The following is a 26,100-nucleotide window of genomic DNA, read 5'->3' as shown; positions in this document are numbered from 1 at the left end:
GGTCAGCGCAGGCCCAGGCCGCGTGCGATAATACCGCGCAGAATCTCTCGCGTGCCGCCGCGCAACGAAAAGCTTGGCGCGTTCATCGTGATGTGGGCGAGCACTGCGACAAAGTCTGAAGTGGATGCGGCATCAGGCTCCGCATCGATGAGCGATCGGGCGATGTCAGGCAGGTCCTGCTCGAACGTCGCACCGAGATCCTTGACGATCGCCGCGTGCGTGCCGGGGTTTGCGCCCGCCTCCAGCATCGCCGCCACCCCGCGCGACAGCCGTCGCAGCGTCACCAGATGCGCGGTGAGGCGTCCGAGCGCTAGTTCGGCAGCCTCGCTCGACGCGTCTTGCAGTGCGCCGACCAGTTCGATCAGCAACTGCATCGACGATAGGAAGCGCTCCGGCCCGCTACGCTCGAAGGCGAGCTCGCTCATCACCTGTTCCCAGCCCGCGCCCTCCGATCCGATCAGTGCGCCGGAGGGAAGGAACGCATCCTCGAAATGCACCTCGTTGAAATGGTGCTGCCCCGCGAGATCGATGATCGGGCGGATGGTGATGCCCGTGGTGGTCTTCAGATCGACCAGCAGCTGGCTGGTGCCCGCTTGGCGATCCGCCGGGCTGCCGCTCGTGCGGCAGAACAGGATCATGTAATCGGCTTGGTGCGCGCCGGTGGTCCAGAGCTTCGTGCCCGTCACGTTCCAGCCGCCGTCCACCGGCGTTGCGCGAGTGCGCGTCGCCGCCAGATCGGAGCCGGAATCGGGCTCGCTCATGCCGATGCAGAACACCGTTTCGCCGGCCGCGATACCGGGCAGGATCGCCTCTTTCTGCGCCTCCGTGCCATATTTCAGCAGGCTGGGGCCGCTCTGGCGGTCCGCGATCCAGTGCGACGCGACCGGTGCGCCCGCTGCCAGCGTTTCCTCCATCACGACATAGCGTTCGTATGCGCTGCGCTCGTGCCCGCCGTATTTCTTCGGCCATGTCATGCCCAGCCAGCCGCGCTGGCCGAGCTTGCGGCTGAAATCGCGGTCAAAGCCGTTCCAGCTGTCGGCGCGGCGCAGCGACGAGCGATCGACCAGGACGTTGGCCAGGAAATCCCGAACCTCATGCCGCAGCGCCTCGGCGCCTTCATGGCTCGGCGGGGTTGGAAAGCGAAGATCGGTCGTCATGCCGCCACCACCATCGGCCAATAGCCATCCCGGCCCGCACTCAGCGCCCGCTTGCCGACAATCAACGTCCAGTGCCGTTGCGTGCCATATTCGTCGCGCCACGCCCACAAGGCGGTGGTGAAGCGATGCAGCGCATGTTCGCGCGTGAAGCCGATCGCGCCGTGCAATTGGTGCGCGATGGCGGCCGCCTTGCTGGCCGCCTCGCCGATGCGGGTGCGCGCTACGGCGATGGCAAAGGTCAGGTCTTCTGCACCGCTAGCATAAGCGTCTGCTGCATGGTCCGCCGCCGCCGACGCAGCCGCCACCTCGCCGGCAAGCTTCGCCAGTTCCTGCTGGATCGCCTGGAATTTTGCCAAGGGACGGCCGAATTGAACGCGGCTGGAGACATGCTCGACCGTCATCTCGAGCACGCGTTCGAGCGCGCCGGCCATCTGGAGTGCACGCGCCAGCGCGCCGAGCGCCAGCACGGGCACGGCGCCGGCAGAACTTGGCTGTTCCGCCGGAGCCGCTATCTGATCGCGTGGATGCCCGGCTATGTTTGTGCCCTGAGTAGAGACGTCCAGGCCGACATGCCGCTGTACCCCGACATCGTCGCCAAGCACGATCGTCTTGGCATGGCGCCCCCACGGGACGCGCGCATTCGCACTATCCGCCAACCCGACGGGCCCTTTCGCCAGCGACAGGCCCGCAGCCGCGAGTGCTGCATTCCCGATCATTGTTTCGGCAAGGGGAAGGGCGAGCGCATGACGCCCCGACTGACGGATCAGCATCAGCGCCTCGCGCGGCGGCACACCAAATCCACCCTGCGCCTCTGGCACCAGGGCGAGCGGCAGGCCGCTTTCCTCGATCGCGGCCCAGGCGGCCTCCGGCCAGACGCCCTCATGCGCTGCTCGGTCGATCTCCTCGGCATGCGCCGTGAACAATCGCTCGGCCGTGTCGGCGAGCATCGCGCCAACTTCGGTCAATTCCATCGCAACAGCCGGTCCAGCTTCTGCATGGCCGCTCCTCTCCGTTTCAATCGTCGCTAGGCAACGGGCGATTGCTTGTCCACCTGACACTGTGGCTGGTCGGATCGTTTTGCCACCGGTACCAAGGGGCATTCTCATGGAGGTTTGCTTGCGTCTGCTTGCCGCTTTGCTGCTGCTGTTCTCGTTTGCGTCGCCTGCCGCGGCGGCAGCGCAACGCGCGCCGTTGGTCCTCGCTGCGGCCAGCATGCAGGAAGCACTGAGCGCCGCCGCCGATGAGTGGGCGAAACAAGGCCATGGGCGCCCGGTGCTATCCTTTGCGGCCTCGTCGGCGCTGGCGCGGCAGGCAGCGGCGGGCGCGCCCGCTGATCTCTTCCTCTCGGCCGATCAGGAGTGGATGGACGATCTGGAGAAGCGCGGCTTGCTGGTCGCAGGTACGCGAGCCGATCTGGTGGGCAATCGACTGGTAGTCGTCGCGGCGCCGGGCCAGCAGGCCGTGGTTGCTCTGCGCGGCAAGGCGCTTGGGCAGCGGCTGGCGAAGGGACGACTGGCGATGGCGGACCCCGATGCTGTGCCGGCAGGGCGGTATGGCAAGGCCGCGCTCGGCCGGCTTGGTGCCTGGGACACTGTGGCGCCACGTGTCATTCGGGCGGAGAATGTTCGTGCGGCGCTGGCGCTCGTCCAGCGCGGCGCAGCGCCATATGGCATCGTCTATGGCACCGATGCGCGGCTTGCCCCTGAGTTGCGCGTTGCAGGCGTGTTCCCCCCGAAGAGCCATGCGCCGATCGTTTACCCGCTGGCGCGCCTGAAGAGCGGGCGGAGCGGCGAGGCGGAGCAGTTCCGACGGTTTCTTCTCTCCGATCGCGGCCGCCAGATCATGCGCCGGTTTGGCTTCACCAACCCGTGACGGATGAATTGCAAGCTATTGTTCGGCTGTCATTGTTGATCGGCGGGGTGGCGACGATCGGCACGCTGCCGATCGCCTTTGCGCTGGCGTGGCTGCTCGCGCGTGGCCGCTTTCCCGGCAAGATCCTGCTCGATGGTATCGTGCATCTGCCGCTGGTCGTGCCTCCGGTGGTTACCGGGTGGTTGCTGCTGCTTGCCTTTGCACCGACGGGGCCGCTCGGCAATCTGCTCGAGCGGTGGTTTGGTGTGTCTATCCTGTTCCGCTGGACGGGAGCGGCGGTCGCGGCTGCGATCATGGCATTGCCGTTGATGGTGCGGGCAATTCGCTTGTCGATCGAAGGTGTTGACCAGCGACTTGAACAAGCCGCGCGAACATTGGGTGCGGGGCCGTGGCGCACCTTTGCTACGATCACACTGCCACTTGCGCTGCCTGGCATCCTCGCAGCGGCGATGCTCGGCTTTGCACGATCGTTGGGTGAGTTCGGCGCCACGATCACCTTTGTCTCCAACGTGCCGGGCGAAACGCAGACGTTGCCGCTCGCCATCTATGCCGCCCTGCAGCGGCCTGGCGGCGAGGCAATGGTGTGGAAACTGGCAGCGATATCAATCATGTTGAGCCTCGTTGCTCTGATTGTGTCCGAGCTTCTCGGCCGGCGACAGGGGCGCCGCCTCCATGTCCTTTGACATCGACGTGTCGCACCGGCGCGGCGGCGTGGTGGTCGGCGCGGCGTTTCAGAGCGGCGCGGGGAGCACGGTGCTGTTTGGTCCATCGGGCGTGGGAAAAACCAGCCTCCTGATGATGATCGCCGGCCTGTTGCGGCCTGATCGCGGCCGCATCTGTGTGGCCGGCCGGCCGCTTTTCGACGCCGACCGCCGGATCAACATCGCGCCCGAACATCGCCGGGCAGGCGTGGTGTTCCAAGACCCGCGGCTGTTTCCCCACCTCTCCGTGCGACGCAATCTGCTCTACGGCGCGGACGGGCCGACCACGCTTGCCGAGATCGCGACGCGACTGGACATCGCGCATTTGCTCGATCGCTGGCCGCGCACCTTGTCGGGCGGAGAGGCGCGCCGCGTGGCGATCGGTCGTGCGCTGCTGCGGAAGCCGGACTTTCTGCTCCTCGACGAGCCGCTCTCCTCGCTCGATCGCACGCGGCGCGAAGAGGCGATGCAGGTGATCGAGCGGGTGCGCGACGACATGCGGCTGCCGATGCTGATCGTGACGCACGATCCCGAGGAGGCCGAGCGGCTCGGGGGCGATCAGATCATTCGGCTGTAACGGCCTGCGGATGATTGGGCACGAGGATCAGGGTGCGCCCCTCGACGCGCCATGATTTCAGGCGCGACAGGAAGTTCATGCCGAGCACGTCGGTGTCGCCGAACGCGGGCGAGACCACCACGGGCACGTCGCGGGCTACGATGTTGCCCAGCTTCAATTCGTCGACGGCGGAGGTCTGTGCCCTGATCGTGCCATTGGCCGTACGCAGCAGCATGGGAAAGAGCGCGTCGCGCACGTCCAATCCGGCGCGCGATGCGGTGTCGAGCGACAGGGCAGTGACGGTCGCCCCGCTATCGATCAACATGCGGCGTTTGATGCCGCCGAATCGAACCGTCGCCCAGAAATGACCGTCCGCGCTCATGGTGATCCGCGTTTCGTTGCCGGTCACCTGCTGACCCGAGCGATCGAGCATCTCCGCGAACCGGCCAAGATAGGGGTCGAACCGTTCGCGCTGGCCAAGAACCAGGATAAAGGCGCCGATCAGCACCAGCCAGGTGAGCACGCTGACGATCCGCCCGATCACCGGAATGCGTCGGAGGAAGCCTGCGATCACGACCACCGCGAGAAGCGTGAGGATCAGCGGCAGGTGCGGGGCGAAATCGGCCAGAGCGGGCATGAGGCCGATATAGGGACGACGGCGTAGCTCTGCGATGCCTTGCCGGTCCGATTACGCGATACGGGTTCGCTCGCGGTGCTGCGCCGGTCGCGCGCACGAAAAAGGGGGCCGCCCCGAACGGGCGATCCCCCTTTTGCTAGCAAGAAAGCTTCCCCGCCGCCACGCGACGCAGAAGCTGCCAGATCAGCGCTTCGAGAACTGGAAGCTACGACGTGCCTTGGCGCGGCCGTACTTCTTACGCTCGACAGTACGGCTATCGCGGGTCAGGAAGCCTGCCGCCTTCACCGGGCTGCGCAGCGCCGGCTCGTACTTGGTCAGCGCCTGGCTGATGCCGTGCTTCACCGCGCCGGCCTGGCCCGACAGACCACCGCCCTTTACGGTGCAGATCACGTCGTACTGACCTTCGCGCTCGGTAATGCCGAACACTTGGTTGATGACGAGACGCAGCGTCGGACGCGCGAAATAGACTTCCTGATCGCGGCCGTTGATCGTGATCTTGCCCGAGCCCGGCTTCAGCCAGACACGTGCAACCGCGTCCTTGCGGCGGCCGGTAGCGTAGGCGCGGCCATACTTGTCGAGTTCCTGCTGGCGCAGCGGCATGGTCGGCTGGGCCTGAACGGGCGCCTCGGTACCTGCGTCAGCGGCGGGCGCATCGGCCGAGGCCGGTGCCTGCGCAGCCTGCTGCGTCAGCGATGCGAGATCGGAAAGCGACTGGCGATTGTCGGACATTATGCGCCCACCTTGTTCTTGCGGCTCATGCCGGCGATGTCGAGGACCTCGGGGTTCTGCGCCTCATGCGGGTGCTCGGCGCCCTTGAAGATGCGCAGGTTGCGCATCTGCTGGCGGCCCAGCGGGCCGCGCGGGATCATGCGCTCAACGGCCTTCTCGAGCACGCGCTCCGGGAAGCGACCTTCGAGAACCTTCTCGGCGGTCACGCCCTTGATGCCGCCGGCGTAGCCGGTGTGCTTGTAATAGATCTTGTCCGCCAGCTTGTTGCCGGTGAAACGCACCTTGTCGGCGTTGATGACGATGACATTGTCACCGCAATCGACGTGCGGGGTGAACGAGGTCTTGTGCTTGCCGCGCAGCACGTTGGCGATCACGACGGCTGCGCGACCGACCACCAGGTCGGTGGCGTCAACGATATGCCACTTCTTTTCCACTTCGGCGGGCTTGGCCGCCTTGGTGGTCTTCATCAGCGCCTTCATGGGCTATGGACCTTTGCAATAAACGAAGACGCCGCCCCCAATCAGAGCGCGGCGTGACACGGGCGCTTTGATCGAGGGGCGGCGGAAAGTCAACAATTCGGCCCCTTACACGACGGGTATCCAAATACCGCGTCGTTTTCTGGCGAAAGCGGAAGGGCCGGAACCTGTTAGAAGAACAGCTTTCGAAAGCTCAGGCGGACGGACCGCCCAAGTGGGTCGAGCAGCGCCGGCTGATAGCCGATCGGCACCGCGCCGGCGCGGTCGCGCACATCCAGTCGCTGGTTGAACAGGTTGTTCACCGCCAGCGTCACGCGCGAGCCGCGGAAGAACGGCACCTGGCGGACAAGCGCGCGCTGTTGGCTGAGATCGGCAAAAATGCGCAGATTGGCGGTGAACAGGGAGCCGAACTGCAGATCGTCGGGCGAGGGGGCGCCGCCGGGATTGGCGAGGATCGACGTGCCGCTTTCCCAGGTGCCGTTCAGCCGCGCGCCGAGGCCATTGCGATTATAGCCGAGGTTGAACTCGATCTGATGTTCCGGCCTGCCGCCGCGCGTGCCGATCGCCGAGCCTTCCAGCAGATCCAGCGTCGGTACGCCGGTCCGGATGGTGATCGTGTCCTCCAGCCGCCAGGTGTGGAAGATGCTGACCTGAACGCGCCCGGCGCGGCCACCACGCCCGCCGCCAAAGCCACGTCCACCGCCGAAACCTCGACCGCCACCCGAACGGACGCCGCTGCTGCTGGCATTCCCACCACGCGCCTGGCGGAATTGCTCGCGCATGGCGGCGCGGCGCTCCTCGATCTGATCCGGGGTGAGCGGCTGTCCGTCCGGCCCGGTCGGCGGCGGAGCCTCGAGCGTTTCCGACCAGTTGAAGCCCCAGCGGATCTGCCGCTGTCGGCTGCTCTGGAAATTGACCGGGCGATTGTCGATCCGCAGCAGCGTGCCGGCGGCATCGCGCTCGAAGCGGTCGGGAAAGGCCGCCTCGATCTCCGGCGTTGCCGTCGGGAAACTCGCAATGGGATTGTCGATCTTGCTGTCGGTATAGTTGACCAGCAAAGTCAGATCGGTGTTCTCGATCGGCTTGGCGGTGACGCCGAGCTTCAGCACGCGGCGACGATCCGCGCGCAACGCTGGATTGCCACCTTCCACGGTCGTTGCGTCCACCGTCTGCCCGGTGACCAGATCGAACACGCGCACGTTGGGCGTGACGATCACCGGGTTGCCGAGCTGCTGGATGGTCGGCGCGCCTTCCTCGTGCGTCACCGATCCGATCAGGCGGATGGGCTCGATCGGTCGCCAGTTGAAGCCATAGCCCACGGTGCCAAGCGTGCCGAAGTCGGATAGCTGGTCCACGCCCCCGTTCAGGTTGACGCTCAGCGTGCCGACGGGGCTGTTCTTCAGCAGCGGCACGTCAACATTCGCCTGACCGTTGAACTGATCCCGCGACAGATCGGTCGCCGTGAACTGGTCCGCACGCCGCGACTCGCTGGCGATGTCGCGCAGGGCAAGGCCGGCCTTCAGCGTCGCGCTGATCGGGCCGGCGGGCAGATCGAGGAGGCTGCCGCTCAGCGTGCCCTCGGTCTGGATCAGCTCCGCCACGGACTTGGCGCGATCCTGCCGCACGCCGGTGCCCTCGTCGCGATCGGTCAGGGTAGTGCTCCAATCGCGCGTGTAGCCGCCGTCGAGCGACCAGCGCCAGGTCGCCAGATCGCCGTTCAGCGCATAGCTGAGCGCGCCCGTCCGGGTGCGGGCGTCGCGCAGCAGCCGGCGCCCGTCGCTTGCGCTGCCCAGCGCCGCGAGCGTGTTCGCCCCCTCCAGCTCGCCGTTGATGGTGGCGGAGACGTTGCCGAAGATGGTGCGGTTGTACGTCGTGTTCAGCTTCGCCGCGTCGCTGGCGGAGAGGAGCGTGCGGTTCGGATCGGCGTTCTGCAGGTGGCGCTCGGTCTCGAACAGCGGGTTGCTGCGCGTATATTCGCCGTCGATGCTGAACCGGCTGCCCTCGGAAAGCCGCAGGTAATTGACGTCGGCTTCGTGCACCTGGCGCCCGCCGTCGGTGGCGAGGTTGGTTTCCGCCTCGGCCGTGATTGCATTGAAGCGGCGGCGTAGCACGATGTTCACGACCTTCTGGTCGGGGCGGTAGCCGTATTTCAGCGCCACCTCTTCGGGCAGGATCTCGACGCGCTGGATCGCCTCGGGCGGCAGGTCGCGGATCTCGCGAAAGCCGCTGATGCGCCGGCCGCTCAGCAGCACCACGGGGGAGCCGCCGCCGCCGCGCCCCTGGATGCTGCCGGTCAGCGGGGAGAGCTCCTGCAGCAATTCGCCGATGTTGCTGGCGCCATAAGCGCGAATGTCGCGCCCGCTCAGCGTCACTTCGGGCGTGATGTCGCCGATCACCGAACCGCGCGGTTTGCGGCTTCCCGTGACGACGATGTCGTCCTCCAGTTCGAGATCGTCCTCGTCAGTGGCGGGGGCGGCCGGCTCCTGCTCCGCCGGGGCTTGCTGTGGCTGAACGAGCGGCGCGGGGGTGGCGGCGGACAGGCTGAGGAGGGGCAGAAGCCATTGCGGCAAGGAGATGCTCCCGAAGTCATGAAGAGTGATGGTCGGGATGAACGATGGGTGTGCCCGCTATGTCCCGGCGCCAGTGCTTAATCGTCGCAAAATGTCGCGTTGTGCGTGTAAGCTGTCAGCCGAGGAGCCGAGCCATGGACGATGAGCCACCCCCAGCGGACACGAAGCTGACGCGTTCGAAGCAGCGCTGGGCCGCCGAGCGCAAGTTCATCACCGACGCACGCGAGGCGGGCAGCGATGACCGTTTGCCGCCCGGCCAGCATCTCGTCACCAATTGGCCGGTGCTCGATCTGGGACGTCAGCCGGATGTATCGACCGATCGCTGGCGGTTGCAGGTGCGCGGGCTGGTCGAACGGCCGATCACGCTGGATTGGGCAGCGTTTCAGCAGCTGCCGCAAAGCACGCGCCGGTCGGACATACATTGCGTCACGACCTGGTCACGCTACGACAATGACTGGGCGGGCGTGTCGACGGAGACGCTGCTCGATCTAGTGGCGCCGCGCGACGAGGCGCGCGCCGTCATGCTGCACGGCTATGATGGCTATACCACCAACGTCCTGCTGGCGGACTTCGCCGCGGCGGACGCGATGATCGCGCATTCGTGGCAGGGTAGGCCCTTGTCGCGCGAGCATGGCGGGCCGGCGCGGCTGATCATTCCGCACCTTTATTTCTGGAAAAGCGCGAAATGGATCAACGCGATCGAGTTCCTCGGCGCCGACAAGCCCGGGTTCTGGGAGGTGAACGGGTACCACATGCGCGGCGACCCGTGGCATGAGGAACGGTACGGCTAGGCCGCGTCGCTCGGCCTGTGTCGTCAGGCCGTCTGCCGACCGACCCGGTGTGCGGCGGTCACCACCGCGATCAGCAGCATGGCGGCGTTTACCTGGTGCGCCACCGCGATGCTGATCTCCACGCCGGTCAGCAGCGTCGCGATGCCCAGCACGATCTGCAAGCCGACGAGCAGGATCACCGCACCCCAGGCCGTCATCGCCCCGGCGCGGCGGGCGGACATCGCGAGCCATACCACGGCAATTGCCGCCGCAAAGGCGAACCAGCGATGCACGAACTGCACCACCACCGGATTGTCGACCACGTTTTTCCACGCCGGCGCAATCATCGGCGCGTCGCCGGGAAAGAAGCTGTCGCCCATCAGCGGCCAGCTGCTGAAGGCGTAGCCGGCGTTCAGCCCGGCGGTGAAGGCGCCCAGCACGATCTGAAGGCCAAGGCACAACAGCGCGATCACCGCTACCGGCGTCAGTCGTGCGGGCCTTGCCAGCGGATCATGCGCAAGATCGCGCAGATCCAGCGCGGTCCAGACGATGCCGCCCAGGATCACCAGCGCCGTCGACAGATGCACCGCCAGCCGAACGTGACTGACGTCCGTACGCACGGAAAGCCCGGACGCCACCATCCACCAGCCGATCGCGCCTTGCAAACCGCCAAGCGCCAGCAGCGCGAGCAGGCGAGGGCCAAAACCCTTGGGGATCGCGCGCCGCACCGCGAACCAGAGCAGCGGCAGCGCAAAGGCCATGCCGATCACCCGGCCGAGCAGCCGATGGACATATTCCCAGAAGAAGATCGCCTTGAACCCGCTCAGCGTCATCCCCTGGTTGATCTGCTGATATTCGGGAATGCGCTGGTAATTGGCGAACTCGGCCTGCCATTGCGCGTCGTTAAGCGGCGGAATGATGCCGGTCAGCGGCTTCCACTGCGTGATCGACAGACCCGATTCGGTAAGGCGCGTGATGCCGCCCACCGCCACCATCAGGACGATCAGCGCGGCGACGGCGTATAACCATCGGGCAATCACTAAGGGGCGCGCAGAGACGCGAAAGCCGGGGCTGGGCTTGAGCATGGCGCTCTTTAGGGTGCTGCCGCAATCGGGGCAATGGCGCGGCCCATGCACAAAAGTTCATCATGTGATATTGTAACGTGCCGATGAAGGCGCTATCTCCCGATCCGATGCCAAGCGCCGCTTTCCTTTCTTCGCCGTCACGGCTCGATCGGGTGGCGATCATCGTATCGGGGCTATGCGTGGTGCATTGCGTCGCCAGTGCGATGCTGCTGGCGATGCTGTCCGCGCTTGGCGGATTGTTCGTCGATCCGCTGGTGCACGAGGTCGGGCTTGCCATTGCCATTGCGCTCGGCGCGTTTGGCCTGGGGCGCGGGGCGTTGCAGCATGGCTATCTGCTGCCCCTGTCTGTTGGGTCACTCGGGCTTGGTGTGATGGCCGGCGCCTTGTCGTTGCCGCATGACGCGGGTCTCGCCCATGACGGCGAGGCGCTCTGGACCATCATCGGCGTGGCGATCCTGGCGCTTGGACACGATCTCAACCGTCGGGCAGCGGGCTGAGGGTCAGCCGGGGCGCTTCAGCGCGTTTGCCAGCGATGCCGTGCCGCTGCCCCGCTTGGCCGGCAACGGCTGGTCGGGCGAGGGCGCCCAACCGGTCAGGAAGATGATGTCGAACCGCTCGGCGACGCGGCCGTCCGGATCGGCGGCGTCCGAGAAAGCAGCGGCCGCGCGCGTGAGCGTATCGCGGCGCAACGTTTGCCGATCGACCAGCAGGTTCGTCGCCGCCATGCCGCGAAGATCGCCAAGCAGCTTGCCCAGCCCGCCGTACCGGACACGCAGCGTCTCCGAGTCGGCGACGGGCAGCGCAAATCCTGCACGCATCAACAGATCGCCAGCCGAGCGCACGTCGATCTGCGGGTGAAGACGCGCCACTGGGCGATCACCCTCCGCGGCGCGCACCGCGCTGCGCAGCGTCGAAAGCGAGCTGCCGCCGAGAAAGGCGCCGAGAAACAGACCATCCGGCCGCAGCACGCGCCGGGCAAGCGAGAGCGCCCCGGGTACATCGTTGACCTGATCCAGCACGCCGGCCGACACGACCAGGTCGAATGAGGCGTCGGCAAAGGGCAGGCGATCCTCGTCCGCCTGCACGCCGCCGCTCTGGCGCGCGAAGGAGAAGCCTGCGTCGATCCGCGCGAGCCTTGCACCCGGCGGCGCCGTGAAGCGTCCATCGAAACTGCCGAGGTCCAGCACGTCGGTGAACGTCCGCTTCACGCTCGTCAGCCGCTCGGCAATCCCGTCCAGCATCGTGGTGCGAATGAAGTCGTGGGCGGCGAAGTCGGCCGCCGCCCGATCGCGGCGATGGCGGCGGGCGGTTCGGTCAAAGATTTCAGAAGCGCTCATATGGGGGGGCCTTGTGCGCAGATCATTCGCTCGCGACAAGTTCGGCGATGCTCCGCGCGTTTCTTCGATCGGCTCTCGCCCTAGCCCTGCCGCCGCGCTGCGCGGGATGCGGCGCGATCGCCGATGACGATCACCGCTTCTGCGCCACCTGCTGGGGCTCGTTGCGCTTCCTCGGCCCGCCGTGGTGCGCGGCCTGTCATCTGCCGTTCGATCAGGATCAGGGCGCCGGCGCATGCTGTGCCACCTGCCTCGCCCAGCCGCCAAAACATGCCGGCGTGCATGCTGCGGTTGCGTACGGCCCGGTGGCTCGCTCGCTCGCGCTTCGCCTGAAATACGGCGGGCGTGCCGCGCTTGCGCAAACGGCGGCGCGGCACATGCTGCGTCACCTGCCGCCCGACGCCGATCTCCTGATCCCCGTTCCGCTGCACCGTTGGCGGATCTGGCGACGCGGGTACAACCAGGCTGGGCTGATCGCTGCTGCCCTCGCTGCGCAGAGCGGCATAAGCGCGGCCGGCGGCGTGTTGATCAGGACGCGGCACACCCCCGCCTTGCAGAACATGAACGGCGCGGCGCGGCGGCGCGCGGTGAAAGGGGCCTTTGCCATCGCCGCGCAAGATCGGCCGGCTATCGCCGGTCGCCACGTCGTCCTCGTTGACGACGTTTATACCAGCGGCGCCACGACCGACGCCTGTATCGACACGCTTTGCCGATCGGGCGCGGCGACGGTGTCCGTCCTGTGCTGGGCGCGGGTGATCGATGCGGCGCCAGATTGACAATCGCGGCCCGCGACCACACGTCGTCATCATGGCCCAGGTAGAAATCTACACAAAGGCGTGGTGCCCTTATTGCGTGCGCGCAAAGCAGTTGCTCGCCAGCAAGGGCGTCGAGCCGACCGAGTTCGACATCACGCTCGGCGGCGCCAAGCGCGGCGAGATGATTGATCGCGCTGGCGGACGCACAACGGTGCCGCAAATCTTCATCAACGGTCGGCACGTCGGCGGTTCGGATGACCTTGCCGAGCTTGAGCGCGCCGGTCGTCTAGACGCGATGCTCGCCGACGCACCATGAGGGCCGCGCTCCTGCAGATGTCCAGCGGGATCGATCCCGCGGTCAATGCAGCGACCCTGACCCGCGCGATCGAGGCGGCGGCCGGCGAGGGCGCGACGATGCTGTTCACGCCGGAAATGTCGGGCTTGCTCGATCGTGACCGCGCACGCGCGGCATCGTCGATTGTCGCCCAAGCCGATGATCGCGTGCTCGGCGCCGTTCGCGAGGCGGCGGCGAAATTCGGCGTTTGGGTGCACCTCGGCAGCCTGGCGCTGCGCGGCGAGGACGCGCGCCTCGTCAATCGCGGTTTTGTGATCGACGCCGGCGGCGCGATCCGAGCGCGCTACGACAAGATCCATCTGTTCGACGTCGATCTGCCGACAGGTGAAAGCTGGCGCGAGTCCGCCGCTTATGCCGCCGGCGATACGGCGGTGGTGGTGGATACGCCGGTCGGTCGGCTTGGTCTGTCGATCTGCTACGATCTGCGTTTTCCGGATCTTTATCGCGCGCTGAGCGACGCCGGTGCCACCGTCCTTGCCGTGCCGGCCGCCTTCACCCGCCCGACGGGGGCGGCGCACTGGCATGTGTTGCTCCGGGCGCGCGCGATCGAGAACGCCGCCTTCGTGATCGCCGCCGCGCAATGCGGCGCGCACCAAGACGGTCGCGAGACGTTCGGTCATTCGCTGGCGATCGACCCCTGGGGCGAGGTGCTGGCCGACCTTCAGGATAGCGTCGGCTTGCGCCTGGTCGATCTCGACGCGGCAAGGGTGGCGGAGGTGCGCCAGCGTATTCCGGTGATCGATCACCGCCGTCCGATCTCGCCCGTCGTGATCGCACCATGATCGTCTTCGATCTGCGGTGCAGCCAAGGCCATGTGTTCGAGGCATGGTTCGCATCTTCCGCGGCCTATGAGGATCAGCGGGATCGCTCGCTCGTCTCATGTCCGCTTTGCGCCGATACCAAAGTCGAGAAGGCCGTCATGGCGCCGAATGTCGCGCCGAAGGGCAACGCAGGACCGGCGTCGACGCCCATCGCCATGAAGGAGATGTTGCGGGCGCTGGCCAACGCGCAGCAGCGCGCGCTGGAGGGATCACGCTGGGTCGGCCAGAGCTTCGCGACCGAGGCGCGGGCGATGCATCTTGGCGAGCAGGAGCAGGCCCCGATCCACGGACAGGCGACCGTCGAGGAAGCCAAGGCGCTGATCGACGAGGGCGTGTCGGTCGCGCCCTTGCTGCTCCCGGTGCTGCCGCCCGAACAGGCAAACTGAGGCGAGCGGTCGACGCTAACCGACCGCATTGACCGGCTGGCGTGCCGGCCGTAGCAAGACGCCGTTGCCCCCGTAGCTCAGCAGGATAGAGCGACGGTTTCCTAAACCGCAGGTCGTGAGTTCGAATCTCGCCGGGGGCACCACCCATTGGCGAGCGGCGCTGCTGCTTGGCGCGCTGCCGGGAACGGCCCTTCATCGTCGGACATTCACATCAGGAGCAGGTTTGGCGCGGCCAGTTACGTCGCGCTAAGGGCCGCGCGATCGAACATCAGCGGAGAATGCATGGAAACGCTTAGCGAAGCTCGCGCCTTTGGCGGCACTCAGGGCGTTTACCGCCACGCCTCAGCCGTCACCGGCACCGACATGACCTTTTCCGTCTATGTGCCGCCACATGCCGCCGACCAGCGGCTGCCCGTCCTGTGGTATCTGTCAGGGCTCACCTGCACGCATGCCAATGTCACCGACAAGGGTGAGTATCGCCGTGCCTGTGCCGAGCACGGCATCGTCTTCGTCGCACCGGACACCAGCCCGCGCGGTTCGGGCGTTCCGGACGATGAGGATTGGGCGTTCGGGCAGGGCGCCGGCTTCTATGTCGATGCCACCGAGGAGCCGTGGGCGGCGAACTTCCGCATGCGCAGCTATGTCGAGGATGAACTGCCGGGTGTGATCGCCAGCGAGTTTCCGATGGTCGACATGACGCGCCAGGGCATCACCGGGCACTCGATGGGCGGCCATGGCGCGCTTACCATTGCCCTGCGCAATCCCGGCCGGTTCAAGAGCGTGTCGGCCTTTGCGCCGATTGCGTCGCCGCTGTCCTGCCCGTGGGGTGAGAAGGCGCTGAGCGGCTACCTTGGCGCAGACCGCGCCGCCTGGGCTGACTATGACGCCTGCGCGCTGATCCGCGACGGCGCGCGGCTGGACAATCTGCTGGTGGACCAGGGCGCGGCGGACGGCTTTCTCGAGGGGCAATTGAAGCCCGCGCTGCTGGAACGTGCCTGTGCCGATGCCGGCATCGATCTGACGCTGCGCATGCAGCCCGGCTACGATCACAGCTACCATTTCGTGTCGACCTTCATGAGCGATCACATCGCCTGGGCGGCCGCACGCCTGTAAACAAAATGGCGGACCCGAAGGCCCGCCAGGGGTCGATCGATCCTCATCCGGTGGGGCGCCGCCCACCGGACAAGGCGCGCCTCAGAACTTGAAGCCGGCGGCCAGGCCGTACCGCCGCGGTTCCACCGTGAACACGTTGGTGAACAGGCCGGACGACTGGTCGGTCACGAACAGGCCGGTGATGGCGTTGTTGGCGGTCAGGTTGCTGACAAAGGCGCGAACGTAGAAGCGATCGTCCGGGCCGTTCAGCTGGACCTGCGCGTTCACCACTTCATACCCTTCGATCCGGTCGATCGGATTGAGGTTGAAGATCGTGCCGAACTGCTCGCCCGTGTAGTTCAGGTCGGCGCGCGGCACGAGGGTCCATTCGCCGATGTCGAACGTATATTGCGCACCCACCGCCCATTTGTACGTCGGGCTGTTGGGCAGGCGGTTGCCGCGTACGTTCACCGGATTGCCGTCCAGCAACACCGAAACCGGCGCGTTGGTGGCGATCTGCTGCGCCTGCAGGAACTTGCAGGCACTGAACGCGCCATAGGTGCCGTTGGCGAGCAGCGGGACCGAGCCGTTCAGGCCGAGCAGGGCATTGCTGGCATCCACGAAGCCGCGTGCTGCGGCCGCACCACCCGAAGTCGGCAGGACGGCGCAATTGTACGCGCCGGCCAGATCCTTGATAATCACCGCATCGGCACGGCCGCCAGACACGTCACGCGGGTTGGTCAGCAGGCGGTCCTGCGCCACTTCGGTCTTCAGGTAGCTCACATTGGCGTTGATCACGAGCGCCGGGGTCGGGCTGATCACCGCTTCCGCTTCCACGCCGTAGATGTTGGCGCTGATGTTGTCGTTCACCGACGTGCGGGCGACGATGCGGGTAAGCTGCAGATCCTTGTACTTATAGTAAAAGCCGGTGACGTTCAGGCGCAGCGCGCCATTGCCGAAGGTGTTCTTGCTGCCGATTTCGAACGAGTCGACCGTTTCCGGGCGGAACGTGGTCGGCACCGCGAACAGCGGCGACAGCGGCGGGTTGATGCCGCCCGATTTGTACCCGCGCGAGTAAGACGCATAGATCAGATTGTCGGGCGTGATCTGATAATCGAGCACCGCGCGCCCCGTAACCCGCGAATAATGCACGCGCGATTCTGCGAACGGCTGCGCGCCCGGCTGCGTCGCGTCGAAGTCGGGGCCGCTGTTGAAGGCAGGCCGCGCGTCGGTCGTGCCGATCGGCAGCAGCGCATTGGCAAAGGTGGTGCGAGCGCGGACGAACTTCTTGTCGTCATTATAGCGTGCGCCGAGCGTCAGCTTGAGCTGATCGTTAAACTCGAAATAGGCTTCGCCGAAGATGCCGAACGAGTTCAGCGTGAACTTGTCCGAATTGCTGCGGAAGAACGGCGAGGCAAGGAACGAGCTGGTGGTCCGTCCGGCGCCAGCGCCCGAAATCGTGCCTACCAGGCCGGAGAGGTAATCGAGGCCGATATTGTTCACGAAATAGTCGACGTCGCGCGCGGTCGCCTTGGTGTAGATACCGCCGAGCAGGAAGTTGAACATGCCGTCGAACGAGCTGTCGACGTGCACTTCGCCAACCCACGCCTTGGTGCGCGAGGTGGAGCGGTCAAAGTCCAGGCTCTGCTGGAAACAGCCGATCGTCTCCCCGCCATATACGCCAACGCCGTTCGGGCCGCCGTTGGACTGGCACACGCCGCCTTGCGGGCCGTTGGGGATTAGCGCGTTCCGCAGGCCGGCGAACAGCGGATTGTAGGCCGGCGACGCAGGATTGCCGACGGCCTCCAGCGTGGCGAAGCCCGGAGCACTTGCGCCCTGGCCGCTGACCAGCAGGTTATAATCCGACGTTGCATTGAGCGTGCTGCGGGTATGGCCCGCCGTCAGGCTGACCGCGATGTCGCCGAAATTGTGATAGCCCTTGAGGGTGTAGATCTGATCCTCGGTCTTCCACGTCGGCGTATAGTCCGCGGTCACCGTGCGCAGATCGCGCGGATTGACGGCATTTGCAAAGGCGTCCGGTGTCGCCGCGCGGCCGGGGCTGCCGATGCTGCCGAGGCCGAATGGCGCCAGCAGCGGCCGCGTGCCGGCCAGCGTCGCGAGGAACGTCGGCACATAGGCGGGATTGCTGGTGGCAAGCGCAACGGAGGCATCCGCGAGGAAGATCGGCAGGCCCTGCACGGACTCGGTGGCACCGCCGAGGGTCGAGTTGGCGTTGGTGGTGCCGAATGCACGGCGCGTCGGCAGACAGCCGAGGATGCCGGTCGCGTCGCGGTCGCACAATTGCTTCTGCAGGCGCGATCGGTCGTCGTCTTCGCGGCTGTACTGCGCGATGAAATCAAAGCGGGTATCGGGCGAGGGTTCCCACGACAGGGTGCCACGCACCGAATACATATCACGGCCATCGAAGCGCGAGTTGTTGAACGTGTTTTTGATATAACCGTCGCGGTTCAGGTAATAACCTGCGACGCGCACACCGATCGTGTCGCCGATCGGCACGTTGATCATGCCTTTCACGCGCTTCGAATCGTAATTGCCGTATTCGAACTCGCCGGCGGCGCGGATGGCCGAAAGGTCCGGCTTGGCAGTGATGATGTTCACCACGCCCGAAGTCGCGTTACGGCCGAACAAGGTGCCTTGCGGGCCGCGCAGCACCTCGATCCGCTCGATGTCGTAGAATTCGCCTTCCAGGATGCGGCCGCCGACCGGCTGCTCGTTCAGCGCGATGCCCGTGGCGGAGTCGCAGGTCACGCCGACGCAAAGGTCGCCGATGCCGCGAATGGTAAAGGTGTTGGTCGCGAACTGCCCCTTGGTGAAGGTGACGTTCGGCAGCGACTGCTGTAGGGCGAGGGGGTTGACGATCTGCTGCTTTTCGAGGTTCTCCGCGGTGAATGCCGAAACGGCGATCGGCACGTCCTGCAGTCGCTGCGACTGGCGCTGTGCCGTGATGACGATGTCGCCATAGGCGCCCGCCGACGACGCGCCGGAACTCGGCGCCTCCTGGCCCGGACCATTCGTAGGGGCGGTATCCTGTGCCACGGTTGTCGCGCCCGTTTGCGCATAGGCTGGCATTGCTGCCACTGACACGATAGCAGACGCGGCAAGCAGATAGGATTTACGCATCGATCTCCCCTCCTGGGTCCATGCCCGCTCTATGGCGATGTCATGGGGTTTGATGGTTCGGTATGGGAATAAGCGTCAGAAAATTTCTTTCGTCAAACGGAATTCTCAAAGAATTAAAAGCATCGACTTAGGTTGTGTCCGAAAAGCGACAGTTGCGATTTTAGACCTATGCTTCGGTGCAGCATTATTCACGCCGCAACGCACAAAGGTGATCGGTTTATGGTTAACGAAGGCTCGCCGGATGACGGTGATTTGATTGGCGACGATGGCAAGATCGTGGTGCCCGATCATGTTGCGGATGCGATACAAACGCTGATTCGCTGGGCTGGTGACGATCCGGCGCGTGAAGGGCTGATCGACACGCCGCGGCGTGTCGCGCGGGCGTGGCGTGAATATTGCGCCGGCTATGCCGAGGATCCCTCGCACCACCTCTCCCGAGTCTTCGAGGAAGTCGGCGGCTACGACGAGATCGTCCTGCTCCGCGACATTCCGTTCCAGTCGCATTGCGAGCATCACATGGCGCCGATCATCGGCCGCGCGCACATCGCCTATCTGCCACAAGACCATGTGGTCGGCATTTCCAAGCTGGCGCGTGTGCTTCATGCCTATGCCCGGCGCTTGCAGGTGCAGGAGCGGCTGACCGCCGAGGTCGCCGATTGCATCTGGAATGGCCTGAAGCCGCAAGGCGTGGCGGTGGTCATCGAGGCGAGCCACGCCTGCATGACGGCACGCGGCGTGCGTACGCCAGGCGTGTCGATGGTGACGAGCCGGATGATGGGCGTCTTCCGCGACGACGAACGCAGCCGCAAGGAAGTGCTGTCGCTGATGGGCATGCAAGGGCGCGCATGACGCGCAATGTTCTGGTCACGGGTGGGGCCATGCGGCTCGGCGCCAACATCGCGCGGGCGTGCGCCACCGCTGGCTGGCAGGTGGTGATCCATTACGGCACGTCGGAGAAGGAGGCGCGGGCGCTGGCCGCCGAGATCGGTGGCGCCGCGATCGGCGGCGATCTGGCGAACGTAGCGCAGATCGACGCCTTGTTCGATCGCGCGCGGGCCGCCGCCGGCGGCCCCGTCCATGCCTTGGTGAACAGCGCGTCGCGGTTCGAGGAGGATCGGCCGGAGCGGATCGAGCCGGCGCTCGCGCTGCGGCTTCATACGGTGAACTGTCTCGCACCGGCGATGCTTGCCGCCGCCCTGGCGCGGCAAGCGGACCTCGATCACGGCTGCGTCGTCAACCTGCTCGATCAGAAACTGGCAAACCCGAACCCCGACTTCTTCTCCTACACGCTCACCAAATATGCGCTGTCCGGCGCCACGGAGATGATGGCCATAGCACATGCGCCGCGCGTGCGGGTGAATGCCGTGGCACCCGGGCTGACCCTGCCGAGCGGCGATCAGAGCGCGGCGATGTTTAACGAGGTCGCCAGCGACAATCTGCTGCGCCGGCCGGTTGGCGCGGAACAGGTCGCGGCGGCGGTCCTTTACCTGCTGGACGCCACCAGCGTGACCGGGCAGACGCTTTACGTGGATAGCGGTCAGCGGTTTCTGAAGCGCGATGGCGACGTGATGTTCAAGAACAGGGAGCGGGCAGCGGCGGGTGGTTGACTATACGATCATTCTCGACCGGTTCGACGTGGCGATCCGCCTCGGCATCCATCCGCATGAAGCAGAGCCGCAGCGCGTGCGCCTGTCGGTGCGGATGACGGTCGCTTACGCCGCTGCGCCCAGCGCTGATACGATCGCCGAGGTGCTGGACTATGATTTCCTGCGCGATGGCGTTCACCGGCTGGCGGCCGGGCCGGGCTTCGCCTTGCAGGAAAGCCTGGTCGAGGCGATCGCCGACCTGTGCCTTGCCGATCCGCGGGTTCAGCGCGTGCAGGTGCGATCGATGAAGCTGGATGTGTACCCCGATGCCCGTGTCGGGTGCGAGATCGTCCGCGCGCGGTGACTGCCGGCAGCTCCGCGCTTGCCGCGCCCATGGCACCGGCGCCATGGGCACGGCATAGGCTTCGATTGTCACAAAGGCAGTTTGGGCGTCCGATTGGCGGCGCTCAGCACGGCGCGAACGGTCGCGGTGGCGACATCGGTGTCGATCCCTACACCCCAGACGGTCTGCCCGTCGCCGGCGCGACATTCGACGTAAGCGGCCGCTTGGGCGCCAGCGCCATGGCCGATCGCATGCTCGGCATAGTCGATCACGTCGAGGGCCGGGCCGGTCGATTCAGCCAAAGCGGCGATCACCCCGGAGATAAGGCCGTTGCCGCGCCCCGACAGCGACCGCTCTTCGCCGTCGATCGCCACCCGACCCACGAACAGCCGGTTGCCGACGCTGCCGGTCTCCTCATAGTCGCGCAGCACGAAGCGGTCGCCGGCACCCGGCAGGTACGTCCGCTCGAATGCGCCCCAGATATCGGCGGCATTCAGCTCGCGGCTGGTCTCATCGGCCAGCGCCTGTACGTGGCGGCTGAAATCGCCCTGTAGCCGCTTGGGCAGCTTCAGCCCCTTGTCCTGCTCGATCACCCAGGCGACGCCGCCCTTGCCGGACTGCGAGTTGACGCGGATCACCGCTTCGTAGCTGCGGCCCAGATCGGCGGGATCGATCGGGAGATACGGCACTTCCCACAGATCGTCGTTGCGCGCCGCCTGCGCCGCAAAGCCCTTCTTGATCGCATCCTGGTGGCTGCCAGAAAAAGCGGTGAAGACGAGGTCGCCCGCATAGGGTGTGCGCGGATGCACCGGGATGTTGGTGGCATATTCCACCGTCTTCACGATGGCGTCGATGTCGGACAGGTCCAGCTTCGGATCGACGCCCTGCGTGTACATGTTGAGCGCCACGGTCACGAGATCGCAATTGCCGGTGCGCTCGCCATTGCCGAGCAGGCAACCCTCGACGCGATCGGCGCCCGCCATCAGCCCCAGTTCCGCCGCCGCCACGCCAGTGCCACGGTCGTTGTGCGTGTGCAGGCTGATCACCACCGTGTCGCGGTTCGGAATGTGGCGGCAGAAATATTCGATCTGATCGGCATAGACGTTGGGCGTCGCGCACTCGACCGTCGCCGGCAGGTTGAGGATCAGCGGATGCTCGGCGGTGGGGCGTAGCACGTCCATCACGGCGGCGCACACCTCGATGCTGAAATCCACTTCTGCGGTGGAAAAGGTTTCCGGGCTATATTCGAAATGCCACGTCGTGTTCGGCCGCTTGCCCGCCTCGTCGCGCAGCACCTTGGCGCCGTCGATGGCGATCGCCTTCACCTCGTCGCGGCTCATGTTGAACACGATGCGCCGCCACGCGGGGCTGACCGCATTGTAGAGGTGGACGATCGCGGCGTGCGCCCCTTCCAGGCTGCGGAAGCTCGTCTCGATCAGGTCGCGGCGCGATTGCGTCAGCACCTGCACCAGCACGTCGTCCGGCACGCGGTCCTGCGCGAAAAGCCCCGAGATGAAGTCGAACTCAGTCTGGCCGGCGGAGGGGAAGCCGACCTCGATCTCCTTCAGCCCCACCTTGACCAACAGGTCAAAGAAGCGCGTCTTCTTCTCGGCATCCATCGGATCGATCAGCGCCTGGTTGCCGTCGCGCAGGTCAGTCGACAGCCAGCGCGGCGCCTGCGTGATCGTGCGCGACGGCCATTGCCGGTTCGGCAGATCGATGGTGGGGAAAGGGCGGTATTTGGTCGACGGATCGCGCAGCATGATGGGCTCGCTCTGCTATGGGCTTTCGGGGTCAACTGGCCCTTAGGCGCGTTGCGCAGCCCGCGGGCGCGCAAGGCTAGGTCGCGCCTAAGGGCGCGTAAGTCGAAGCAGAAGGCCGCCGAAGCAAATCATCGTCGTCTGGTTGCCCGAACGACCGGTTGAAGTCCAGCGCGAAAGGAATTTGACGCTTTCGTAATCATTTGCAGGCCAAAGGCATCGCTGCCGACCGAACGGCCAAGGAGATAGCAACGGTGCGCCAGCTTCTTTACATCAGCACGGCTGCGCCGGGCGCCGGGATCGACATTGGCGAAATTCTCGCCATTTCGATGCGCAACAATCGGCGCGAGGGCGTCACCGGTCTGTTGTGGACCGACGCGCATCGTTTTCTCCAAGTTCTCGAAGGGCCGGAGGAGGCCGTGCAGGGCGTCCTCGGCCGGATCAAGATCGATGCCCGGCATCGCGGCATCGTGGTGCTGCAGGATCGCACCATCGCCGTGCGCGAATTCGGCGCCTGGGAAATGGCACGGCGCGGCCCGGGCGATACGGCGGACGCCTTCGACGGGCGCATGCGCCAATATCTCGCCGGCGCCTCGCCGTCGGTTCGCGGCACGTTCGAAGGGCTGATCGCCGCCCGACGTGCCGCGTAACGCTTACTTCTGAAACGCGGCCATGATCTTCAGCTTCACTTCGTCCGACACCATCGGGATGGCATAGCCGACGTTGAATTCGCTGCGGCGGATCGTTCCCGTCGCGGTGAAGCCGACATTCTCCTTGCCGCCCATCTGCGCCGGCATCTTGCCCGCGCCGTAGAAGCTGGCGTTCAGCGTCACCGGCCGCGTCACGCCGTTCAGCGTCAGATTGCCGTCGATCTTCGCATTCTGCCCGTTCGGCGTCACCTTGGTGGAGACGAAGCGCGCCGCTGCCGGCGATGCCCCGAAGAAATCGGCCTTCTTGCCGTCCTCCGCGGGCTTCAGCAGATGCTTGGTCAGGCCGGCGCTCGCGGTGGTCACGTCGGCGACCGGGATCGTCACGTCCACCTTGGCGGCGGCGGGGTTATTGGGATCGAGCATCAGCGTGCCGGTCACATTGCCGAACAGACCGAAATAGGGCGTGAAGCCGAAGTGATCGACCGTCCACTCGACCAGCGTATGACCGGCGTCGGCGGTGTAGGTGCCACCTGAAATGGCCGCCACGTTTTTGGTGCCCGGCAGGCTGCTCGGCGCCTGCTGCGCCACGACGGCGCCGGTGAGAAGTGTGGAAAGCAAGAAGGCGTGTGCGATGCGCATGATAAAGGCTCCCTGACCGTTTCGCGTTTGTAACCACAACGCGTCGCCGCCGGAAAGCTCCCGCGCGAAACGACCTGTTTCGCCTATTTCGCTACGCCGACGGTCAGATCGAACTTGATGCTCACCCAAGCGCCGATCAGCGGCTTTCCGTTGACGCGCGGCGGGCGGACCAGGAACTGCCACGATGCCCGGCGCAAGCCGCGCGCGATGTTCGAGCCGGGCGTTTCGCCGGTCTCGCGACAATCCTCCACCCGGTTGCGCTCGGCGGTGCGGCAGATGATCGTGCCCCATCCGCTTTCCTGACGCGGCGGCAGATAGGTGACGAGCTCTGCACGGGTCGGCTCGCGGACCCATTCGGCGGCGTACAGCGTCTCGCCGCCCGGCGCGGCGCCCGCAATCCCCTTGTCGCTGCTACCGGCGCCCGTGCCGGCACCGGCGGTCGCGCTGCCGGACGGTGCTGTCGGCGCCACCTGCGCGATGTCTGAACCCGCGAAGTCGGCGCGCGACAGCTTGATGACGCCGGGCAGGTCGATCGGCGGCGGGGGCGGCAGCGGCTCGGTGACGGGTGGGGCAGGGCGCGGCCGTGCCTGCTGCGGCCGCTCTTGCTGGCGCTGCTCGCGCTGCTTCGGGCGTTCGTCCTGCGCCGGGCCGGCTTCGCCCACATCGAAGGTGCTGAGCGAGCGGCCGTCGCCGGGCGGCAGCAGCGGCAACCCACCCATCTTGATGAGCACCCAGATGAGCAGCCCGACGACCAGCAGCGCCATCGCGCCGGATGTGGCGCGATCCCGCCAGGACGGGCGCGCCCGGTACGTCGCATAAGGGGAAGACGCCGGGCGCATCGCCGCGCTGCCTAGTCGCTCAGGCGCTCATCTACAATGCAGTGCCGACGCGGCGCCATGCTGCCATCCGGATCGACGGACGGCAGCACGGCGCAAGTTGGCTCAGTTCTTTTCCTTGTCGACCAGCTTGTTCGCGCCGATCCATGGCATCATCGCGCGCAGCTCGGCCCCGGTCTTCTCGATCGGGTGCGCCTCGGCCGCCTTGCGCGCCGCCTTCAGCTCGGGCTGCCCGGCACGGTTGTCGAGCACGAAGTTCTTCACGAAGCGGCCCGACTGGATGTCGGCCAGCACGCGCTTCATCTCCTTCTTCGTCTCGTCGGTGATGATCCGCGGGCCGGTGGTGATGTCGCCATATTCGGCGGTGTTGCTGATCGAATAGCGCATGTTGGCGATGCCGCCCTCATACAGCAGGTCGACGATCAGCTTGGTTTCGTGGAGGCACTCGAAATAGGCCATTTCGGGGGCATAACCCGCCTCGACCAGCGTCTCGAAGCCGGCCTGGATCAGGTGGGTGATGCCGCCGCACAGCACCGCCTGCTCGCCGAACAGGTCGGTTTCGCACTCTTCCTTGAAGTTCGTCTCGATGATGCCCGAGCGGCCGCCACCGACGCCGCTGGCATAAGCGAGCGCGATGTCATGGGCGTTGCCGCTCGCATCCTGGTGCACGGCGATGAGGCAGGGGACGCCGCCGCCCTTCACATATTCGCTGCGCACCGTGTGGCCCGGGCCCTTGGGCGCGATCATGATGACGTCGATATCGGAAGGCGCCTCGATCAGCCCGAAATGGACGTTGAGGCCGTGGGCGAAGGCGAGCGCACTGCCCGGCTTCATGTTGCCCTTCAGGTCATTCTTCCAGATCGCCGCCTGATGCTCGTCGGGCGCCAGGATCATGACGATGTCGGCCCAGGCGGCGGCATCCTTGTTCGACAGGACCTTGAAGCCTGCCGCCTCGACCTTCTTCGTGGTCGGTGAGCCCTCGCGCAGCGCGATGGCGACTTCCTTCACGCCGCTGTCGCGCAGGTTCTGCGCATGGGCGTGGCCCTGCGAACCATAGCCGACAATGGCGATCTTCTTGGACGACAGCAGGTTCAGGTCGGCGTCACGATCGTAATAGACACGCATGCAATCTCTTCCTTTCTACATGGGCGTCATGCTGAACTTGTTTCAGCATCCATCGTGCAACAAGGGGCGCCGCCGCTTGCGGAAACATGGACCCCGAAACAAGTTCAGGGTGACGTTTGGTGGTGATCTCTATTGAAACTCAGGCGGCGTCCTTGCCGCGGGCGATGGCGACCACGCCGGTGCGCGCCACCTCGATCAGGCCGACTTCGCCCATCAGCTCGACGAACTTGTCGATCTTCTCGATCCCGCCGGTCACTTCGAAAACGAAGGAGGAGGTGGTCGCATCGACCACCCGCGCGCGGTAGACGTCGGCCAGCCGCAGCGCCTCGATCCGGTGATCGCCCACGCCGCGCACCTTCACCAGCGCCAGCTCGCGCTCGACATGCGCGCCCTCCGCGGTCAGATCGCGCACCTTGTGCACGGGCACCAGCCGGTCGAGCTGCGCCACGATCTGCTCCAGCATCGGCTTGCTGGCGGAGGTGACGATGGTGATCCGGCTCACCGCCTTGTCCACGGTGATCTCGCTCACCGTCAGGCTCTCGATATTATAGCCGCGCGCGGTGAACAGGCCGGCGATGCGGGCGAGGATGCCCGGCTCGTTGTCGACGATCACGGCAAGCGTATGCCGCTCGGCTGCTTCGGATTTGATGTGCACTGTACGGTCCTTCTCCCCCCTCGACAGGCGAGGGGGGCGGGGAAGAATGGTAAAAGCGAAAAAAAGAAG

At 65.9% G+C, this 26,100-nt stretch carries 28 protein-coding genes and 1 tRNA gene; 15 read left to right on the top strand and 14 right to left on the bottom strand.

The annotated features are described in order from the left end of the window. Nucleotides 1-2: 2 nt before the first annotated feature. The gene (locus tag SPDO_RS11335) at nucleotides 3-1,157 is read right to left on the bottom strand and encodes an acyl-CoA dehydrogenase family protein (protein WP_088367841.1); all 1,155 of its coding nucleotides are present in this window, start codon (nucleotides 1,155-1,157) and stop codon (nucleotides 3-5) included. Continuing rightward, nucleotides 1,154-2,128, bottom strand: coding sequence for an acyl-CoA dehydrogenase family protein (locus SPDO_RS11330; protein ID WP_211280071.1), 975 nt, complete (start codon nucleotides 2,126-2,128; stop codon nucleotides 1,154-1,156). Before SPDO_RS11330 ends, SPDO_RS11335 begins: the two co-directional genes overlap by 4 nt. A gap of 133 nt (nucleotides 2,129-2,261) precedes the next feature. Here SPDO_RS11330 and modA point away from each other — a divergent pair, with 133 nt between their 5' ends. From modA to SPDO_RS11315, 3 genes are read left to right on the top strand one after another with little or no spacing between them, the layout of a single operon-like run. Next, a complete protein-coding gene (gene modA, locus SPDO_RS11325) occupies nucleotides 2,262-3,029 on the top strand; it encodes a molybdate ABC transporter substrate-binding protein (protein ID WP_088367618.1) in 768 nt (255 codons plus the stop codon). Further along, nucleotides 3,026-3,712 carry a molybdate ABC transporter permease subunit gene (gene modB, locus SPDO_RS11320; RefSeq protein WP_088367617.1) on the top strand — a complete coding sequence of 229 codons (687 nt, stop codon included), beginning with the start codon at nucleotides 3,026-3,028 and terminating at the stop codon, nucleotides 3,710-3,712. Before modA ends, modB begins: the two co-directional genes overlap by 4 nt. Continuing rightward, nucleotides 3,702-4,307, top strand: coding sequence for an ATP-binding cassette domain-containing protein (locus SPDO_RS11315; protein ID WP_088367616.1), 606 nt, complete (start codon nucleotides 3,702-3,704; stop codon nucleotides 4,305-4,307). The genes modB and SPDO_RS11315 overlap by 11 nt, the downstream gene beginning before the upstream one ends. Here the strand turns inward: SPDO_RS11315 and SPDO_RS11310 are convergent. The 4 genes from SPDO_RS11310 to SPDO_RS11295 form a co-directional block, all read right to left on the bottom strand. Beyond that, complete coding sequence (locus SPDO_RS11310) at nucleotides 4,294-4,923, bottom strand: retropepsin-like aspartic protease family protein (protein WP_088367615.1); 630 nt, start codon at nucleotides 4,921-4,923, stop codon at nucleotides 4,294-4,296. The two genes, SPDO_RS11315 and SPDO_RS11310, sit on opposite strands and share 14 nt — an antisense overlap. Before the next feature lie 183 nt (nucleotides 4,924-5,106). Beyond that, on the bottom strand, nucleotides 5,107-5,652 hold the full coding sequence (rpsI, locus tag SPDO_RS11305) for a 30S ribosomal protein S9 (RefSeq protein ID WP_088367614.1): 546 nt from the start codon (nucleotides 5,650-5,652) through the stop codon (nucleotides 5,107-5,109). Next, nucleotides 5,652-6,131, bottom strand: coding sequence for a 50S ribosomal protein L13 (gene rplM, locus SPDO_RS11300; protein ID WP_088367613.1), 480 nt, complete (start codon nucleotides 6,129-6,131; stop codon nucleotides 5,652-5,654). The genes rpsI and rplM overlap by 1 nt, the downstream gene beginning before the upstream one ends. Before the next feature lie 167 nt (nucleotides 6,132-6,298). Continuing rightward, nucleotides 6,299-8,698: a TonB-dependent receptor plug domain-containing protein gene (locus SPDO_RS11295; RefSeq protein WP_088367612.1), complete on the bottom strand. Its 2,400-nt coding sequence runs from the start codon at nucleotides 8,696-8,698 to the stop codon at nucleotides 6,299-6,301. Between the two features lie 134 nt (nucleotides 8,699-8,832). Here SPDO_RS11295 and SPDO_RS11290 point away from each other — a divergent pair, with 134 nt between their 5' ends. Next, nucleotides 8,833-9,489, top strand: coding sequence for a sulfite oxidase-like oxidoreductase (locus SPDO_RS11290; protein ID WP_088367611.1), 657 nt, complete (start codon nucleotides 8,833-8,835; stop codon nucleotides 9,487-9,489). A gap of 23 nt (nucleotides 9,490-9,512) precedes the next feature. On the opposite strand, the gene SPDO_RS11285 is transcribed toward SPDO_RS11290, so the two are convergent. Continuing rightward, complete coding sequence (locus SPDO_RS11285) at nucleotides 9,513-10,553, bottom strand: COX15/CtaA family protein (protein WP_211280070.1); 1,041 nt, start codon at nucleotides 10,551-10,553, stop codon at nucleotides 9,513-9,515. 107 nt (nucleotides 10,554-10,660) lie between these two features. Between SPDO_RS11285 and SPDO_RS11280 the strand changes: the two genes are divergently transcribed. Continuing rightward, the gene (locus SPDO_RS11280; RefSeq protein WP_088367838.1) at nucleotides 10,661-11,050 is read left to right on the top strand and encodes a MerC domain-containing protein; all 390 of its coding nucleotides are present in this window, start codon (nucleotides 10,661-10,663) and stop codon (nucleotides 11,048-11,050) included. A gap of 3 nt (nucleotides 11,051-11,053) precedes the next feature. Here the strand turns inward: SPDO_RS11280 and SPDO_RS11275 are convergent, their stop codons facing one another. Next, nucleotides 11,054-11,890: a class I SAM-dependent methyltransferase gene (locus tag SPDO_RS11275; RefSeq protein ID WP_088367610.1), complete on the bottom strand. Its 837-nt coding sequence runs from the start codon at nucleotides 11,888-11,890 to the stop codon at nucleotides 11,054-11,056. 47 nt (nucleotides 11,891-11,937) lie between these two features. Between SPDO_RS11275 and SPDO_RS11270 the strand changes: the two genes are divergently transcribed. The 6 genes from SPDO_RS11270 to fghA all read left to right on the top strand — a co-directional run bounded on the left by SPDO_RS11270 (nucleotide 11,938) and on the right by fghA (nucleotide 15,317). After that, nucleotides 11,938-12,663: a ComF family protein gene (locus SPDO_RS11270; protein WP_088367609.1), complete on the top strand. Its 726-nt coding sequence runs from the start codon at nucleotides 11,938-11,940 to the stop codon at nucleotides 12,661-12,663. A 31-nt stretch (nucleotides 12,664-12,694) separates the two neighbouring features. Further along, entirely contained in the window at nucleotides 12,695-12,958 is a 264-nt protein-coding gene (gene grxC / locus SPDO_RS11265; RefSeq protein WP_088367837.1) for a glutaredoxin 3, read from the top strand. Further along, on the top strand, nucleotides 12,955-13,779 hold the full coding sequence (locus tag SPDO_RS11260; protein WP_088367608.1) for a carbon-nitrogen hydrolase family protein: 825 nt from the start codon (nucleotides 12,955-12,957) through the stop codon (nucleotides 13,777-13,779). The genes grxC and SPDO_RS11260 overlap by 4 nt, the downstream gene beginning before the upstream one ends. Beyond that, nucleotides 13,776-14,204 (top strand): DUF1178 family protein, encoded by a 429-nt coding sequence (locus SPDO_RS11255; RefSeq protein ID WP_088367607.1) that lies wholly within the window; start codon nucleotides 13,776-13,778, stop codon nucleotides 14,202-14,204. The genes SPDO_RS11260 and SPDO_RS11255 overlap by 4 nt, the downstream gene beginning before the upstream one ends. Before the next feature lie 66 nt (nucleotides 14,205-14,270). Beyond that, nucleotides 14,271-14,347 (top strand) — tRNA-Arg (locus tag SPDO_RS11250). A gap of 139 nt (nucleotides 14,348-14,486) precedes the next feature. After that, nucleotides 14,487-15,317, top strand: a complete 831-nt coding sequence (gene fghA / locus SPDO_RS11245; protein WP_088367606.1) for an S-formylglutathione hydrolase — start codon at nucleotides 14,487-14,489, stop codon at nucleotides 15,315-15,317. 81 nt (nucleotides 15,318-15,398) lie between these two features. On the opposite strand, the gene SPDO_RS11240 is transcribed toward fghA, so the two are convergent. After that, on the bottom strand, nucleotides 15,399-18,437 hold the full coding sequence (locus tag SPDO_RS11240; RefSeq protein WP_088367605.1) for a TonB-dependent receptor: 3,039 nt from the start codon (nucleotides 18,435-18,437) through the stop codon (nucleotides 15,399-15,401). A 219-nt stretch (nucleotides 18,438-18,656) separates the two neighbouring features. Between SPDO_RS11240 and folE the strand changes: the two genes are divergently transcribed. Genes folE through SPDO_RS11225 form a run of 3 tightly spaced genes read left to right on the top strand, consistent with a single transcriptional unit; the run spans nucleotide 18,657 to nucleotide 20,387 of the window. After that, complete coding sequence (gene folE, locus SPDO_RS11235) at nucleotides 18,657-19,286, top strand: GTP cyclohydrolase I FolE (RefSeq protein ID WP_088367604.1); 630 nt, start codon at nucleotides 18,657-18,659, stop codon at nucleotides 19,284-19,286. Then, nucleotides 19,283-20,044: an SDR family oxidoreductase gene (locus SPDO_RS11230; protein WP_088367603.1), complete on the top strand. Its 762-nt coding sequence runs from the start codon at nucleotides 19,283-19,285 to the stop codon at nucleotides 20,042-20,044. The genes folE and SPDO_RS11230 overlap by 4 nt, the downstream gene beginning before the upstream one ends. Beyond that, on the top strand, nucleotides 20,037-20,387 hold the full coding sequence (locus SPDO_RS11225; RefSeq protein WP_088367602.1) for a dihydroneopterin aldolase: 351 nt from the start codon (nucleotides 20,037-20,039) through the stop codon (nucleotides 20,385-20,387). The genes SPDO_RS11230 and SPDO_RS11225 overlap by 8 nt, the downstream gene beginning before the upstream one ends. A 68-nt stretch (nucleotides 20,388-20,455) precedes the next feature. Here the strand turns inward: SPDO_RS11225 and leuA are convergent, their stop codons facing one another. After that, nucleotides 20,456-22,129, bottom strand: coding sequence for a 2-isopropylmalate synthase (leuA, locus tag SPDO_RS11220; protein ID WP_088367601.1), 1,674 nt, complete (start codon nucleotides 22,127-22,129; stop codon nucleotides 20,456-20,458). Nucleotides 22,130-22,380: 251 nt separating this feature from the next. Here leuA and SPDO_RS11215 point away from each other — a divergent pair, with 251 nt between their 5' ends. After that, nucleotides 22,381-22,776 (top strand): BLUF domain-containing protein, encoded by a 396-nt coding sequence (locus tag SPDO_RS11215; protein ID WP_088367836.1) that lies wholly within the window; start codon nucleotides 22,381-22,383, stop codon nucleotides 22,774-22,776. A 3-nt stretch (nucleotides 22,777-22,779) separates the two neighbouring features. Here the strand turns inward: SPDO_RS11215 and SPDO_RS11210 are convergent, their stop codons facing one another. The 4 genes from SPDO_RS11210 to ilvN form a co-directional block, all read right to left on the bottom strand. Continuing rightward, nucleotides 22,780-23,415 (bottom strand): YceI family protein, encoded by a 636-nt coding sequence (locus SPDO_RS11210; protein ID WP_088367600.1) that lies wholly within the window; start codon nucleotides 23,413-23,415, stop codon nucleotides 22,780-22,782. Between the two features lie 83 nt (nucleotides 23,416-23,498). Further along, nucleotides 23,499-24,179, bottom strand: coding sequence for a hypothetical protein (locus SPDO_RS11205; RefSeq protein WP_088367599.1), 681 nt, complete (start codon nucleotides 24,177-24,179; stop codon nucleotides 23,499-23,501). A 177-nt stretch (nucleotides 24,180-24,356) separates the two neighbouring features. Continuing rightward, the gene (gene ilvC, locus SPDO_RS11200; protein ID WP_088367598.1) at nucleotides 24,357-25,376 is read right to left on the bottom strand and encodes a ketol-acid reductoisomerase; all 1,020 of its coding nucleotides are present in this window, start codon (nucleotides 25,374-25,376) and stop codon (nucleotides 24,357-24,359) included. A 139-nt stretch (nucleotides 25,377-25,515) separates the two neighbouring features. After that, nucleotides 25,516-26,031, bottom strand: coding sequence for an acetolactate synthase small subunit (ilvN, locus tag SPDO_RS11195; protein WP_088367597.1), 516 nt, complete (start codon nucleotides 26,029-26,031; stop codon nucleotides 25,516-25,518). Between the last annotated feature and the right edge of the window lie 69 nt (nucleotides 26,032-26,100).

The sequence above is a fragment of the Sphingomonas dokdonensis genome (genome assembly GCF_002197685.1).
In the GTDB taxonomy this organism is placed as follows: domain Bacteria; phylum Pseudomonadota; class Alphaproteobacteria; order Sphingomonadales; family Sphingomonadaceae; genus Sphingomonas; species Sphingomonas dokdonensis.
The sequence above is the reverse complement of the archived record's forward strand: the minus strand, read 5'-3'. Positions and strand labels throughout refer to the sequence as shown.